A 15,634-nucleotide genomic window follows, 5' to 3' on the forward strand; every position below is an offset into this window, starting at 1 on the left:
GAGATCACAACCCGCCGAGGCGCACAGATATCCACAACGCCACCACCGCGACCAGCAGCGTCGGCGGCACGGTCAGCGCGCCGAGCCGCAGGTAGTCCCGGGATCTCGGGGCCGCCGTCGAGTCGCGGCGCATGATGTCCCGCCACAGCAGGTTCGCGAGCGATCCGAAGTAGGCGAGGTTGGGACCGATGTTCACGCCGAGCACCACCGCGAGCACCAGCGCCGGCTGATGGGCGGTGAGTGGGACGAGCAGGAGGGTGGCGGGCAGGTTGTTGACCACATTGGCCGAAATCGCGGCGAGCACGGCCACCGCGACCATGGCGAGGAAGCCGGAGCCTGTAGGGATCAGATGACTCACCGCGTCCCCGATCGCGCCCTCGCGGACCGGCAGGATGATCACTCCGAGAGCTGCCACGAATGCCAGGAAACCGACGTTGAGCGCGCGGGCTGTATGCCGCGCGGTCACTGTTGGGTCGCGAAACGCCATCGGGGCCAACATGACCGCTGCGCCCACCGCCGCCGTCGCGGCCAGCGGCACGCCCAACGGTTCGGACACCACGAAAGCAACGAACAGAAGTGCCAGACACGTCAACACCCAGCGCGGTGTGTGCGGTGGCGTTGCGGGATCCCTGTTACGACGTGGTGATCTGACCGTCAGGTCGTCGGCGAAGAACCACCGGAAGATCAGATACTCCACCACGATCGCCGCTATCCACGGCGCCGCCATCACACCCGCAAACCCCAGGAAACTCAAGCCGGTTGCACTGAACGCCAATAGATTCGTCAGGTTCGAGACCGGAAACAGGGTGGAGGCGGTGTTGGCAAGATGATTTCCGGCGTATGAGACCGGCGTGATACGCGCACCGAGTCGGCGGGCAGTGATCACGGCGACCGGCGTCAGCAGCACGATCGTGGTATCGATCGACAACACCGCGGTGGTGACGGCGGCGACCACGAAGACGATGCGCAGCAGTCGATTCGGTGACCCGTGGCTCCAGCCTTCCACCACCCATCCGACCCAGGTGAACACGCCCGTCCGGGCGCAGACGTCGGCCACCACGAGCATGGCAGCGAGAAAGGCGATCGTCGGTGCGATGAAACGGATCTCATCGGCTGCAACGGGCACGTCGGTCAAACCCAGCGCCACCACCGCCACAGCCGAGGCCACAGCGATGACAGTCGCGACACCGCGCCGCACGGTGACCGTTGTGACGACAACGAGCGCCAGAACGGCGACGGCGAGGACGGTGCCGACGACGCCGTCAGACGACAGCACCCTCAGTCCGGGCGGTTGGTCTCAGGGCGCGCCGAGGTCTCGGTGTCGATGGCTGCGCCGACGGAGATCTCATCGGTCGAACGGGTGGCATCGACACCGTCCGGCTCTGGGACCACGCGACGCGGCGCGAGCCACAGTAGCGCCACCGCGCTCGCCATCAGCACCGACCCGAGCACGATGTAGGCCTGCCGCATCGGTTCCAGGAACGCGTTCTGGGCGTCGGCGGCGATCTGCATCGCCAGCGGCGCGGCCTGTTCGCTGAGTCGTTCGACGACGGCGGTCGCCTCGGCCAGCGATCGCCGGATGTATTCGGCGGCTTCGCCGGCCTGCTGCACCAGCATCTGACCGACGATCGGGTCGCCGGCGGCGATGCGTTGTTCACCAGCTGCGGTGAGCTGAGCCTGCGCGTTGTCGGCGACCGGCCCGATCCGCGACGCATATCCGGCGGCCATGATGCTCCCGGCCACCGCGATGCCGATGGCGGCGCCGAGTTCGCGTGCGGTGTCGTTGACCGCCGAACCCACCCCCTGATTGTCGGTCGGGGTGTTGGACATGATTGCCGTCGTCGACGACGCGGTCGCCAAGCCGATACCGATGGCGCACAACACAATGATCCATAGTGCAGCCCAGTAGGTGTCGTATTCGATCGTGCCCAGCAGCACGATGCCGATCCCGCTCAGCATGATGCCGCCGGCCAGTACGAACCGCAGGGCGTGGAACCGTACCGCGATCCAGTTGCCGATCAAGGCGAACACACCGACGCCCGCCACCATCGGCATCAGCGCGAACGCCGACTGCAACGGTGTGTAGCCGAACACCAACTGGAGTTGCTGCAGCATCAGGTAGAACACGCCGAACGACGCGAAGAACTGCATTGCGATCGACAGCGAACCGGAACCGAAAGCGCGGTTGGTGAACAGCCGGACATCCAGAAGTGGAGAGGAGCGCCGTAATTCGAGGACGACGAAGGCGACCGCCAGTGCGATGCCGCCGACCAGGCTGATGAGTACGAGCGGGTCGGCCCATCCCCGATGCGGGGCCTCCAGCAGGCCGAGGACGACACCGCTGACGGCCAGGATCGACGTCACCGACCCGGCGATGTCGAAGCGTCCCGGGTTGCTGTCGCGCGAGGTGCCGATGGTGAGGCTGAGCAACGCGGTGAGCAGTGCCGACGATGCGAAGGTGATGAAGATCGAATGCCAACTGAAGAACTCGAGCAGGACACCGGTGACCAGGAAACCGGCGATGGCGCCGCCACCGGCGACGGCTGCCCAGATGCTGACGCCGATGGCGCGGCGATGCTCGGGCACGCCGGAGGTGATCAGCGAGAGCGTCGCGGGCATGATCAGCGCGGCGGCCGCACCGGCCAGGACGCGAGTCACGACCAATTGCACCGGATCGTTGATCCAGATCGGCAGCATCGACGCGACCGCGAAGGCGAAGAGTCCGACGATGAGTACACCTCGTCGGCCGAACCGATCACCGATCGCTCCGGCCGGCAACAGCAACGCCGCCAACGCGAGGGTGTATCCGTCGACAATCCAGGTCATCTGACCGGAATCGGCGCCGGTGTCGACAGCGATTTCCGGTAGGGCGGTGTTCAGCGCGGCCATCGCGGCCACCACCATGCTGACGGCCGCACACGCGATGGCGATCAGCCATACCGAGCGAAGGTCGAAGCCGCGCGTGCTCGTGGTTGCCGTCTGCACCATCTGTCCTCCGACCTGTTGCCTTTTCGTGATCATGACACGCACCGTCGGTGAGTGCGATCACCAGAAAACATGTGACACATTTATCACTGCAGTACCAAGACCGGTGATCGCCGTCCAGTTGGTCAGCGTTGACCCGGACTACTGAAAGTGAGAAGTCATGGCGTCACCACAAGTCGCCTCTTCGCAACGTACCGACTACACGCCTGCACGGGTGCACGTGTGGCGAGTGCTGTCGATGCTCGGCGCGTTGATCGCCGTCGTCGTCTGTCTGCTGCTCATCGTCACCTCTGCTGCCTGACCAGCCGCCACTGGGCGCAAGCGCATACGACAGCGCCCACCGATCAACCGTCACGGCTGGTCGATGGACGCGTGGGTCGGACTCGTGACGTGCTAGCCGGCGTGCTTCTCGATCGCCGCGCCTACCCGCGGAAGTGACGCCGCGACATACCCCTTGGCCTTTCCGCGTAGCGAGCCGTAGGCCTTGGCGAGTGCAGGGCGGGCCGTGGCCGTTTGATCGTCGGTGACGGTCAACAGCGCCTCGGCGGCCGCATCGCTGTTGGCGGCCAGATGGTCGGCGAACGATACGTCGGCCGGCTTGTTATCCCAGAACGGCTGCAGCGCGGTCAGGAAATCGGGTAGCAACAGGTTGGTCGCCGAGGTGACCACACCCGGCTTCACCTTCTGCGCGGCGGCGTAGGCGGTCTTGACTGCAGCGCCGCCGAGTCCCTTCTGATCCGCGACCTCGGCGTCGATGACGTCGACGAGGTCGGCCACCACGGCCGGGCGGTTGGTGTCGAGTAAGGACTGCAGCGAATCACTCATCAGGTCTCCTCGCGGGATCGCCCGGTGCGGGCGGGGTTTGACTGCGGATGGTCCGCGTCGAGACTACTGTCCGATTCGTCGTCTCGGGACGACGCCCACCACGGTGTGGTGAGAACCACGGGAGGTATCGGGGATCAATACTTCTCGGACTGTCCGCCGTCGATCGGAATGGTGGTGGCGTTGATGAACGAGGCGTCGTCGGACAGCAGGAACGCGACGAGGTGGCCGACCTCCTCTGGGCGTCCGAACCGCTGCATCGGATTCGCGCTGACGAACTGACGGCCAGCCTCTTCCCAGTTGTCCGGGTCGATCTGCTTGAGTGACCCCTCGACCATGGGGGTCATGATCGCGCCGGGAGCGATGGCGGTGACTGTGATGCCGTACTGGCCGTACTCGATCCCGGAATTGCGGGTCAGGCCCACCACGCCGTGCTTGGCGGCCGCGTAGCCGGACTGGTTCCCCACACCGCGGATGCCTCCGACGGACGCCGTGTTGACGACATGTCCCGCCCCCTGATCCTTCATCACTGCCAGGACGTGCTTGAGGCCCAGGAATACGCCCCGCAGATTGATCGACACCACCTTGTCGAATTCCTCGGACCCGAAATCCTCGGTCAGGTTCTGCTTGCCCTCGATGCCGGTGTTGTTGAAGAAGCCGTCGATACGACCGAACGCCTCGACCGTCTTCTGCACGTAGGACTCGACATCGGACTCGTTGCTGACGTCCGCGACTAGCTGCAGGACTTTGGTGCCCGAGGCGATCTCGGTCACCTGCGCAGCCGTGTCGGCGAGTCCGGCCGCGCTGACGTCGATCAGTGACAGTGACGCGCCTTCGGAGGCGAGTTGGAGGGCCGCGGCGCGGCCGAGGCCCGAACCGGCGCCGGTGATGAGAACGACCTTGTCGGTGAAACGTGTGGTCATAGAGAGTCCCTTCCTTCGCGAAATCGGTCCGTCGCGGTGGCGGGCCGCCTACACCCACAATAACGAGACGAAGCGTTCCGATATTTCCGGGTGTTGAATACGGGGGTGACGTCCGGAACGAGCAGCGAGTCTGCAGACTGCATCGGCGGTGACGACGTCGGGGCCCAGCGCGGACGCGGGCGCCCGCGCGACCCGCACGTCGACAACCGGGTACTGGCCGCAGCGCGTGAACTGGTGGGTGAGCTCGGCTATCACCAGGTGACAATGGAATCGATCGCGCGGCGTGCGCGGGTGGGCAAGGCGACGCTGTATCGGCGTTGGCCCAACCGGGCATCGGTCATCACCGATGCCTTCGCCGACGAACTGGCCGAGCCGCCGACGCCGGACACCGGTGAGTTGCGCACCGACGTGCTGGCCTACCTCCGGGAGATCGTCGAGACACTCACCCTGCTCGGCGATCCATCTGTGGTGGCCAGTGCACTGGCTGAACGTGGGCAGGAGGGAGAAGCCGGCCTGCGGGACATCCTGCGGGCCCGACGTGGCCCGGGCCTGCGCATGCTGCAGCGCTGGGTTGCTGCCGGGTTGCTGCCGGAGTCGTTGCCGGTGGACGTCGTGGTCGACGGGTGGGCCGGATTTCTGCTGTACCGCATTGTCTTCGGGCGGCAGGTGCCCGGCGATGGCGAACTGGGGGAGTTGGTCGATATGCTGCCACAGGGTGGCTGATCACCGTGTGGCGGAGCGTGTATCGCGGTGGTCGGGTTGTTCGGTGGGGTGGGCCTTTTCGGTGGTCGAGTAGTCCGAGGCGCCAGCCGAGGGCGTATCGAGACCACGCCACCTGGTCTCGATACGTTCCCTCACTTCGTTCGTCGCCGCTCGACCAGTGGGCCCACGCTCAGAGCGTCAACACCACATTCCCGAGAGCCGGCGCGTCGTCGCGGTCGGCGACGGTCGCGGTGATCAGCAGCGTTCCGTTCTCATCCCAGACGCTGACATTCAATGTCTCGCCGGGGAAGACGACACCGGCGAAGGTCGATGAGTAGTCACGTACCGCCGCCACGTCGCCGTCGAGCAAGGCGTCGGTGACCGCGCGGCAGACGGTGCCGTAGGTGCACAGGCCGTGCAGGATCGGTCGTGGAAAGCCTGCCGCAGCAGCGAATGCCGGATCGCTGTGCAACGGATTTCGGTCACCGCAGAGGCGATATAGCAGCGCCTGTTGCGGGAGCGTCGGCACCGAAAGACGATGGTCCGGTTCTCGATCGGGATACGCGACCTTGTTCGACGATCCGCGTTCGCCGCCGAAGCCACCTTCGCCCTTGGCGAAGATCGATGAGCGCGCCGTCCACAGTGGCTGGCCCGAGTCGTCGGTGGTCACCGACTCCTGAATGATCACTGCCGCAGAACCCTTGTCCTGCACCTCGGCGATGGTGGTGCGGGTGGTGGCCTTGCCGCTGGCCGGCAAAGGTCGATGCGCGGTCACCTGTTGGCTGCCGTGCACCACCTTGGCCAGGTCGATGTCGATGCCCGGGAACGAAACCTTCGGCGCCTCGGTCGCGTGGAAGGAGGCGGCGACAGTGGCGAACGATGGCAGGACCTTGGGGGACTGATCATCGATGTAGGCCAGTCCCGCGGTGTCCATGGGATCGGCGGCCGCACCGACCGCGAGGTGATAGAGCGCGACATCGGAGGCCGACCATTGGAAGCTGATCTCGGGGAGCTCGGCGCCGACGGCGACGGTGGGATCGATGGGCATCGTGTCAGGCTCCTGTGCTGGTCGCAGGGGTGCTGGTGGCGGTGGACTTCGACGCCGCGTCGAGTGCGGCGAGATAACCGAAGACCAGCGCGGGTCCGATGGTGGCGCCGGGCCCGGCATAGGTGTGGCCCATCACCGGTGCGCTGGTGTTGCCGGCGGCATACAAACCCTCGATCACCGAACCGTCGGCCCGCAGCGCGCGGCCGGACGCGTCGGTGTCGATGCCGCCCTTGGTGCCCAGATCGCCGGGCACCATCTTGACCGCGTAGAACGGTGCTTTGCGCAGCGCGCCCAGACTCGGGTTCGGCTTGTTGGTTATGTCGCCGTAGTAGTGGTCGTAACCGCTTGTGCCGCGCCTGAAGTCGGCGTCGACCCCGGAGCGGGCGAAACCGTTGAACCGCTCGGTGGTGTTCGCCAGGGTGTCGGCCGGGACGCCGATCTTGTCGGCGAGCTCACGGATCGACCCGGCTTTGACCACCACTCCGGCCTCGAACCATTTCTTCGGAAGCGGTTGGCGCGCATTTACACCCGCGAACAGGTACCGATTGCGGCAGGTCTGGTCCATGATCAGCCACGACGGCACGTTCTCACCCGGACCGTCGCCCTGGCCGAAGTCGCCGCCGTACATCTGATGGACGGCTTCGACATACGGGAGCGACTCGTTCATGAACCGCTCGCCGCGTTCGTTGACCATGAACGTTCCCGGGACGGCTCGTTCGGACAACGCGAACCACGGTCCGCGCGGCAGCGGGATCGTCGGGCCCCACCACGAGTCGTCCATCAATGACACCGCCGCACCGACCTTGAGCCCCGCGGTGATGCCGTCGCCGGTGTTGGACGGGGCGCCGGTGGTCCAGTCCGAGCCGATCGGCTCGCGCTGATACTTCTGCCGCATCTCGGCGTTGTGCTCGAAGCCGCCGCAAGCGAGGATCACGCCGTGACGAGCGTGGATGGCGAATTGGGTGCCCTCGGATTCGGCCAGCACCCCGACCACCCGGCCGTCCTCGGTGAGCAGATCGGTCAGGCCGGTGTTGAGCTTCAGCGGCACACCGAGCTTCCGCACCCCGAGCAGCAATTCTGCTGCCAGAGCGGCACCCATCGCGATCAGCTTCTTACCGCGGGAACGGGCCCAGAAGAATCGGCTACCGACCTTCGCCATCCGCAACGGGCCACGCCAATGCCGCAGCCCGGTGTTGAGCCAGCGGTAGTCTGACTGCAGCACCACCATGTTCAGTGGCGCCTTGGTGTATTGCGGATGCAGTGTCTGCAGATCATCGCCCAACGCCCGGGCGTCGAAGGGACGAGGCTCCACCGATCGTCCGCCGAGCCTGCCACCCGGCGCCTCCGGGTAATAGTCGGAGTAGTTCTTCACCCATTCGAGTTCCAGTGGCGCGTGCTTCATCAAGAAGTCGAGCGCCTCGGGGCCGCGGTCGATGTAGGCGTCGATCTTCTCCGCGGGCGCATGTTCGCCGATGATCGCGTGCACGTACTCGCGGGCCCGGTCGACGGTGTCGTCGACGCCGTCGCGCTTCAGTACCGAGTTGTTCGGAATCCACACGCCGCCACCCGACCGTGACGTCGAGCCACCCCAGTACGGGGACTTCTCGATGATCACGGTTTTCAGGCCACTCGCAGCCGCGGTGATGGCCGCGCTGAGGCCGGCAGCGCCCGCACCGACGACGATCACGTCGTAGGTCTCGGTGTTGGTCTGCGGGGAGGTGGTGGTCTCTGCTGGTTCGGTCGCGCCGGCCATGGAAGTCCCTTCATGCGCCACGGGTGGAACGTGTTCTCACCTAGAATTAGAACACGTTGCAGAAATGCGGCGCCAGAGGAGTGTCAGTTGGTGCTGCCGGAACCGAGCGGTATCGGCAGCTCGGGCGGGATTCGGTGCCGCAGCATTCTGGTCGACAATGCCCTGATCGTGGGGATATCGAGGCCCAATCCGCGGGACAGGTACCGCTGGAAGGACCCGTAGGAGCGTCGCATCTGGTCGAACGACGCCTCGAGGAAGTCGCGCTGAACACCCAGGATCGGGGCGAACAACGAGGGATCGCTGACGAGTCCGTGGTCGACGAGCGCTTTCATCTGCGCTGCGTTGCCGTCGGCCAGGCGATCATTGGAGGTGAGGAAGTCCTCATACACGGCCGGTTCGGGCACGCCCAACAGAGTGAGCAGCACCGCCGAGGTGAGGCCGGTGCGATCTTTGCCCGAGGTGCAGTGAATCAACAGCGGCGTCGGCACGGTGGCGATGTCACGCAGCGTCGCGCCCATCTGGTGCCGGGCAGCCGGGTCGGTGACCATCCAGCGGTAGTAATCGCGCATCATCTGCGCGGCCTTCCCGGAGCCGAGTGCCTCCCGCTGTGCGGCCGGGCCTGCGCCGATGATGCGATTCACCCGCACGTAGAAGTCGTCGGCGGGGTTCCAGATCGGTCGCTTGGTGTAGCGGACGGGCGGCAGGTTGTCGGGATTCGCCGCCACCTCGTTCGGGGACCGGACATCGATGATGTGGGTGACGCCGAGCCGGGTGAGCTTCTGCTTGTCGACGTCGGTCAGCGTATTGAGGGCGTTGCTGCGGTAGACAACGCCGGTACGCACCACAGATCCGTTGCGTGTGACGTAGCCGCCGATATCGCGGGCGTTGGCCGCCGAGATCCCGATACTCGCGCCGGCGGGCGGTGCCGCGGAAGCGACCGGGGTGGCGTCGGGCAGGGTGCCCAAGCCGACCGAGGTCAGCGAGACGGCCAGTGTCGCGGCGGCCACGCTGATGAGGTTGCGTCGACGGAAGCTGGTCAGCACAGGTGATCCTTTCAGGAACGTAACAGGGCAGGATGGCGCGGGGATTGTCAGAACCGGATTCGGGCAAAGGCGCCCTTCGGCCTTGACTGGCAGGCGAGGACGTACCCCTCGGCCAGGTCGTCATCGTCGAGGACGCCGGCGTCGGCCATGGTCACCTCACCTTCGACGACGACGGCCGCGCAGGTTCCGCACTGGCCCTCTCGGCAGGAGAACGGGACGTCGAGCCCGCGGGTGAGCATTGCGTCGAGCAGGGTCTGCGAGCGGGGCCAGCCGATGGTGTAGGTCTGGCCGTCGGCGTCGACCTCGACCGTCGCCGCATCCGGGTCGGCCGCCGGCTCTGGAACGCGTGCGGCAAACGGGTCGCCGCTCAGCGACGCGAAGACCTCGGCGTGCACATGTGATCGTGGAGTACCGATTCGCCCCAGGGCTTCTCGGGCAATCGTCATGAAGCCGGCCGGTCCGCAGATGAAGGAATGTCGGACGGCGTATGGGCTTGCGAGTTCGGCGAGCTGGTCGGCCGTGGGTATCTGCCGTTCGGCCTCGAGCCAGTGGATCACCGTCAGCCGGTTCGGATGACGAGTCTGGAGATCGCGCAGTTCGTCGCCGAAGATGACCGAGTCCGCATCGCGGTTCGCATAGACCAATGCGACGTGGCCGGACCCGGACGCCAACGTCGCCTTGATGATCGACACCAGCGGAGTGATCCCGCTGCCCGCGCCCCACAGCAGGAGATCGTCGTCGAGAGAAGCCGGTGTGAAGACCCCGGCCGGGGGCAGGATATCAATGACATCTCCTTCGGAGATGTTGTCGCACAGCCAGTTGGAGCCGTACCCGCGACTGGTTCGCTTGACTGTCACGACCAGTTCGACATCGGTGGCCGGGCAACTCGACAACGAGTAGCACCGTGCCACAGAGCCGTCGCGATCGCTCGGGATGCGCAGGGTGACAAATTGTCCCGGGCGATAGGCGAAATCGCGGCAGCGGTCGTCTGGCACCGTGAACGCGAACGACTTGGCGTCTCGGGTCTCGTCGATGACTCGAGTGACCCGGACCGATGCCGAGCGCGGCGGAGCCACGTCGATGGCGACCGTCGTCATTGGAACCTCCTGGAGTTGCGTCGCCGCCATCGTGGCCGGGGTCGACGGCCGAAGGGGTTGCGCGTTCTGCTGTCCGGGAGGATTTGTGTGGACGACCACTGAGCGGGAGGGGTCCTGAGTCTGACCGCTGGGATCACCTTAGGGTCGCCGCCATGTACATCTATAGCGAGAGAACACGGTGAATCGCCTGTGCGATCGGGTCGTCCTGATCACCGGGGCGGCCACCGGGATGGGGCGAAGTCACTGCGTACGTCTGGCCGAGGAGGGCGCGCGGATCATCGCGATCGACGTGGCGTCGGCTGCCGATGAGTTGGTGCAGACGACGAAAGAGGTCGAGTGGGTCGGCGGGCGGTGTGTTTGCGCATTTGCCGACATCCGTGACGTCGATGAACTCACAGCGGCGGTGAAAGTCGGTGTCGACCGTTTCGGTGGACTCGATGCGGTGGTCGCCAACGCCGGCATCTATCCGGATGCCGCGCCATCGTGGGAGATCGGTGACCACGAGTGGCGTCACGTGCTCGATGTCAACCTGACCGGTGCGTGGCATACCGTGAAAACCACCGTGCCGCATCTGCGTTCGGGAGGGGCGCTGGTGCTGATCGGCTCCACGAATGCGATCAAGGGATCGGCCGGGACATCGCACTACTGCGCGAGCAAGCACGGCCTGGTCGGTCTGTCGCAGACGTTGGCCAATGAACTCGGCCCGGATGGCATTCGCGTCAACGCCGTCCACCCCGGGTCAGTGGGTACGTCGATGATCCTCAATGAGCGGGTGTTCGCCAAGCTCCGACCCGACCTTGCGGTACCGGGCGAGCAGGATGCCCAGGCGGCGCTGGCCTCCCGCAACCTGCTGGGTATCGGATGGGTGAGTCCTGTCGACGTCAGTAACGCCGTGCTGTTCCTGCTGTCGGAGGAGGCCCGATACATCACCGGGACCAACATGATTGTGGACGCCGGTCTCGTGGCGAAGGCGTTGTGATGGGGCGCGTGGAAGGCAAGGTCGCGCTCGTCACCGGGGCGGCACGCGGGATCGGGCGTGCACAGGTGTTGCGGTTCGCCGAAGAAGGTGCCGACGTCATCGCACTCGACATCTGTCGGCAGGTGGACAGCACGGTGACCCCACCGTCTACACCCGACGACCTGGCCGAGGTCACCCGGCAGGCCGAGGAGTGCGGCGCCCGTGTGGTGTCCGGCATCGTCGACGTACGCCGGGGCGATCGGCTCCGCGAGGCCGTCTATGCCGGCGTCGCGCAGCTCGGCGGACTCGATATTGTCTGCGCCACTGCCGGTATCACGTCGAAGGGATCGGCGGTCGACCTCGACGAGCGGGCGTGGAACACCATGCTCGACGTCAACCTCACCGGGGTGTGGCAGACGTGCAAGGCGGCAGCACCGCACCTGATCGATCGACGCGGCGGTGCGATGATCCTGACCAGTTCGATCGCAGGTCTGCGTGGTTTGATGGGTGTCGCCCACTACGCCGCAGCCAAGCACGGCGTGGTGGGGTTGATGAGATCGTTGGCGAATGAACTGGCGCCGCATGGCATCCGGGTGAACTCGATCCATCCAACGAATGTTGACACACCGATGATCCAGAATGCGGCGGTGCGCAGCGCTTTCCGTCCCGACCTGGTGAACCCCACCCGGGCGGAGTTCGCCGAGGCGGCGGCGACGATGAACATGCTGCCGATTCCGTGGATCGAGCCCGAGGATGTCGCGAACGCTGCGCTGTTCCTGGGATCGGATGAGGCTCGCTACATCACCGCGGTCACCCTACCCGTGGATGCGGGCTCGACCCAGCGTTGACCCGCATAGGAACCCAGAACGACGATGTGGTCCGGAGGGATCGGGCCACATCGTCGTTCTGCGTCTCGACAGTTTGGCAGAGTGAATTAGGTTGTCGCCGAGCAGCTAATGAGGACCATCTGCTTGGCGAAGGTCCTCCCGGACAGCGGGACGCCCTGCTGGTGGGCGCGGTACGGGATCGATGTGATGTGACTGGCACCACATCAGTGGATGTCGATCACTCCACTTCGGCCCGACACCTCCGGGCTGACATCTTTGGAAGGTACGCGATGCCTGTACAACCCACCCCTAACGAGGACTCACTCGCCGGTCCCGAATCCGGCCAGGCCGAGGACATCCGGGTCTGGACGCCCCGTCTCGTCCTCGGCCTTGCGTCGATCGTGTTGCTGCTCGAGGTGCTGGCGATCAGTTATCTGATGATCTCGACCGCTCTGCCGTTCATCGTCACCCACTATCAGACCACGCAGGGCGCCTGGCTCCTGACGGCCTTCCTCTTGACCGGAGCGGTGACCGCACCGGTCATCGGTCGCCTCTCGGACATTTTCGGCAAGCGTCGACTTCTGCTCGGATGCGTCGCACTCGCTGCGGCCGGATGCCTGTTGTCGGCGATCGCACCGTCTTACGGCGTCATGATCGCAGGCCGGGCCATGGCGGGTTTCTTGGTGCCCTGCCTGTTCCTCGGCTATTCGCTCATCCGAGACGTCTTCCCGCCGAGAGCCGTTGCCCTGGCGGTCAGTATCGCCACCACCGGGATGGGCTTGGTGGCGGTGCCCGCGCCGTTCCTCACCGGCTGGCTGATCGACGACTACGGGTTCCGCAGCATCTTCTGGTTTTTGTTCGTCGTCGTGGTGGCGATCGGGTTCGCGATCCTGGTGACCGTCGACGAGTCGCCCCTGCGGGTCCGGACAACCGTCGATCTGGTGGGCGCGGTCCTGCTCGGCGCTGGGCTGGCCGGAGTGCTTGTGGGCGTCAGTTTCGGTCCGTCCTGGGGCTGGACCTCGACCTCGACCCTGACGTACCTGTTCGGCGGCGCGGCATTGCTGGTGGCATGGCTGGTGTCGGCTCGGATGGTGACCGACCCGCTGGTCGATCTCGACGTGCTGCGGCGTCGGCCCGTCTACCTCACCACCGTGAGCGCAGGTGTTGCTTATGGGATTTCCGGTCTGTTCGCGGTTCTGCTGCCGATGATGGTGATGGTGCCCGGCGTGATGGGTCTCGGATATGGCTGGGGACTCTCCGCCGAGGACTTCGCGCTGTTCCAGCTGCCGATGGTGATCGCGATCGTCGCCGGCGGACTCCTCGTCGGTGTCCTGGTGAGCCGCGGTGTCGCGCCGCGGCTGTTGATGTTGGCGGGCCTGTCGCTGATGGCGGTCGGCATGCTGGTGGTGGCGTTCAATCACTCGGAGAAGTCGACGATCATCCTAGGTGCGGTGATCCTCGGTCTCGGTCAAGGGATGTCGTATGCTGCGGTGCCGAACCTGGTGATCGAGGCGGTGGCACCGAAACTGCAGGCGAGCACGGCCAGCGTCGTCGCGGTCAGCCAGAGCGTCTTCCCGGCGGTGTTGTCGGTGGTCGCCTTTGCCGTGCTGAACAACTCGCATGTCGCGATGGTTGCCGAAGGCTCCACGTTCTACGACTCGGACGGGTTCACGGTGGCGTTCGTGATCGGCGCCGCAGTGTCGGTGGTGGGTGCGCTCACCGCGCTGGCCATGCCGCGCCGGGTGGCCGATGAGATCACTGATACACCAGGGGTGTTGGGCGCGGCCTGAGGGCATTTTCACCGGTCCCTGAGGAGCACTCGCGAGGAGCGCGCGGTCGTTACCACCTGATCCCTCAGGGACCGGGATGTGACGCTCGCATGCTCCCTCCTCAGGGACCGGGTGGCCTTGTCGGCATTGTCACACCTCAGCGAGTATCGCCGGCAGCCCGACCTGCTCGACGACCGAAGAACGTGCCGTCGCCCAGAGAGGTGCCGCTGATATAGCCCCACGAATGCAGGCCCGACGTGGCGCGCCCGGCCGCGAAAAGCCCTGGGATGGTCTCCCCGTCGAGGTCCCGGACTGCGCCGTCGACCGTGGTGCACAACCCACCAAGCGTGAACACCTCCGCGCCGCCACCGCCGGCGGCCCCATACTCCGGCGGGGTGATGCCCTTGCGGACGTCGATCGCGGCGAAGGGTGCCTGCAGCGGGCGCAACCATCGATCGGATTTGTGGAAGTAGGGATCGATGCCGTCGGCGGCGTGCCGGTTGTACTCGGAAACGGTTGTCTGCAGGGCGCCGTCGGGCATGCCGATCTCGCGTTCGAGTTCGGCGACGGTTTCGGCGACGAAGTGCGGCACCACACCCCACCGCTCCACCTCGGGAACCTCCTCGTAGGCCTGTTCGTCGAGGATCACCCATACCCGTAGGCCGTGTTTGAACAATGCTGCCTGGCCTACCAGTCCGGGGTAGACGTCCTCGTTGATGAAGCGCTGGCCGAGATCGTTGACAATCATGCCGCGCACCATCATCCCCGGGATCAGGGAGATGCCGACCTGCCCGGCCGACATGTGCTTGACCGCGGCGCCTGCCCCCTGCGCCATCCGGATGCCCCGGCCGTCGTCGCCGCCGTCGCTGTTGACCCCCAGGCCGACCAGCTGCGGAGCGTGCTGGGCGACCATGTCGGCGTTGTCGGCGAATCCGCCGGTGGTGATGACGACACCGGACCGCGCCCGATAGGTGACCACCTCGCCGAAGTGGCGGGCGAGCACCCCGACAACCCTTCCGTCCTCGACGATCAGTCGTGCGGCACCGGTATCGGTGTGCACGGTGACACCTGATGCGTCGATCGCGTCGGCGAGTACATTCATCAACACCTTGCCGCCGAAGCCGTCCGAGGTTACGCGATGCCCTCGTGGTGCGGGTGTGGCGATGTCGCGGAATGGAAAAGCGTTCTCACCCTCCACATCAGTCCGTCGTCGGTTGGTGGTACCCACGTCGGTGATTCCCATACGGACGGTTTGAACGGCACCCCGTGCCCGACGAGCCACCGATGGTGGGCGACACTGTCTCGGCAATAGAGCGAGACGTTCGCGGCATCGGCGTCCGGGCCGAGAGCAGCCAGCAGAAAGCTCTCCATCGCCTCAGGCGTGTCCGAGATCCCACAGGCCTGCTGGGTCTCGGTGCCGCCGCCGAGGTAGATCTCACCTCCCGACAGAGCGGCCGAACCGCCGCCGCCGCTCTGGCGCTCCAGCAGGATCGTGCCCGCGCCGCTCGCATCGGCTTCTAGCGCGGCGGCAGCACCGGCACAGCCGAATCCGATCACCACGACATCGGTTTCGTGGGTGTATCGCTCGATGGCGGCGGCGTCGATGGGTAGTACCGAAGTGGTTGGGTTCATCTGAACTCCTCTGATTGGTGACTGACTATCGGGGTGAAAAGGGTTGAGAACCAGAGGCGAACGCCACCTCATCAT

The 15,634-nt window shown here is 65.7% G+C and carries 13 protein-coding genes and 1 pseudogene; 5 read left to right on the forward strand and 9 right to left on the reverse strand.

Translation table 11 applies throughout. The annotated features are described in order from the left end of the window. Positions 1–4 precede the first annotated feature (4 nt). On the reverse strand, positions 5–1,276 hold the full coding sequence (locus VX037_RS06140; protein ID WP_235725236.1) for an SLC13 family permease: 1,272 nt from the start codon (positions 1,274–1,276) through the stop codon (positions 5–7). A gap of 2 nt (positions 1,277–1,278) precedes the next feature. After that, complete coding sequence (locus VX037_RS06145; protein WP_328713569.1) at positions 1,279–2,988, reverse strand: MFS transporter; 1,710 nt, start codon at positions 2,986–2,988, stop codon at positions 1,279–1,281. Positions 2,989–3,145: 157 nt separating this feature from the next. Here VX037_RS06145 and VX037_RS06150 point away from each other — a divergent pair, with 157 nt between their 5' ends. Beyond that, positions 3,146–3,286 carry a hypothetical protein gene (locus VX037_RS06150; protein WP_328713571.1) on the forward strand — a complete coding sequence of 47 codons (141 nt, stop codon included), beginning with the start codon at positions 3,146–3,148 and terminating at the stop codon, positions 3,284–3,286. Between the two features lie 92 nt (positions 3,287–3,378). Here VX037_RS06150 and VX037_RS06155 read toward each other — a convergent pair whose 3' ends face one another. Beyond that, a complete protein-coding gene (locus VX037_RS06155) occupies positions 3,379–3,810 on the reverse strand; it encodes a DUF6918 family protein (protein WP_235725239.1) in 432 nt (143 codons plus the stop codon). Between the two features lie 134 nt (positions 3,811–3,944). Next, positions 3,945–4,730: an SDR family oxidoreductase gene (locus tag VX037_RS06160; RefSeq protein WP_328713573.1), complete on the reverse strand. Its 786-nt coding sequence runs from the start codon at positions 4,728–4,730 to the stop codon at positions 3,945–3,947. Positions 4,731–4,835: 105 nt separating this feature from the next. Here VX037_RS06160 and VX037_RS06165 point away from each other — a divergent pair, with 105 nt between their 5' ends. After that, positions 4,836–5,453: a TetR/AcrR family transcriptional regulator gene (locus VX037_RS06165; RefSeq protein WP_328713575.1), complete on the forward strand. Its 618-nt coding sequence runs from the start codon at positions 4,836–4,838 to the stop codon at positions 5,451–5,453. Between the two features lie 169 nt (positions 5,454–5,622). Here the strand turns inward: VX037_RS06165 and VX037_RS06170 are convergent, their stop codons facing one another. From VX037_RS06170 to VX037_RS06185, 4 genes are all read right to left on the reverse strand, one after another. Beyond that, positions 5,623–6,480, reverse strand: coding sequence for a MaoC/PaaZ C-terminal domain-containing protein (locus VX037_RS06170; protein WP_328713577.1), 858 nt, complete (start codon positions 6,478–6,480; stop codon positions 5,623–5,625). A 4-nt stretch (positions 6,481–6,484) separates the two neighbouring features. Continuing rightward, positions 6,485–8,233: a 3-oxosteroid 1-dehydrogenase gene (gene kstD / locus VX037_RS06175; RefSeq protein WP_328713578.1), complete on the reverse strand. Its 1,749-nt coding sequence runs from the start codon at positions 8,231–8,233 to the stop codon at positions 6,485–6,487. Between the two features lie 83 nt (positions 8,234–8,316). Next, positions 8,317–9,276, reverse strand: a complete 960-nt coding sequence (locus VX037_RS06180) for a tyrosine-protein phosphatase (protein WP_328713579.1) — start codon at positions 9,274–9,276, stop codon at positions 8,317–8,319. Between the two features lie 47 nt (positions 9,277–9,323). Further along, positions 9,324–10,373 carry a ferredoxin--NADP reductase gene (locus VX037_RS06185; protein WP_328713580.1) on the reverse strand — a complete coding sequence of 350 codons (1,050 nt, stop codon included), beginning with the start codon at positions 10,371–10,373 and terminating at the stop codon, positions 9,324–9,326. 178 nt (positions 10,374–10,551) lie between these two features. Here VX037_RS06185 and VX037_RS06190 point away from each other — a divergent pair, with 178 nt between their 5' ends. The 3 genes from VX037_RS06190 (at position 10,552) to VX037_RS06200 (ending at position 13,948) form a co-directional block, all read left to right on the forward strand. Next, complete coding sequence (locus VX037_RS06190) at positions 10,552–11,352, forward strand: mycofactocin-coupled SDR family oxidoreductase (protein WP_328713581.1); 801 nt, start codon at positions 10,552–10,554, stop codon at positions 11,350–11,352. Beyond that, positions 11,352–12,179: a mycofactocin-coupled SDR family oxidoreductase gene (locus VX037_RS06195; protein WP_328713583.1), complete on the forward strand. Its 828-nt coding sequence runs from the start codon at positions 11,352–11,354 to the stop codon at positions 12,177–12,179. Before VX037_RS06190 ends, VX037_RS06195 begins: the two co-directional genes overlap by 1 nt. A 269-nt stretch (positions 12,180–12,448) precedes the next feature. Then, a complete protein-coding gene (locus VX037_RS06200; RefSeq protein WP_328713585.1) occupies positions 12,449–13,948 on the forward strand; it encodes an MFS transporter in 1,500 nt (499 codons plus the stop codon). 136 nt (positions 13,949–14,084) lie between these two features. On the opposite strand, the pseudogene VX037_RS06205 reads toward VX037_RS06200, so the two are convergent. Further along, positions 14,085–15,559 (reverse strand): annotated as a pseudogene (locus tag VX037_RS06205) (FAD-dependent oxidoreductase). Between the last annotated feature and the right edge of the window lie 75 nt (positions 15,560–15,634).

It is taken from the genome of Gordonia sp. Z-3 (assembly GCF_036233855.1).
GTDB lineage: Bacteria > Actinomycetota > Actinomycetes > Mycobacteriales > Mycobacteriaceae > Gordonia > Gordonia tangerina.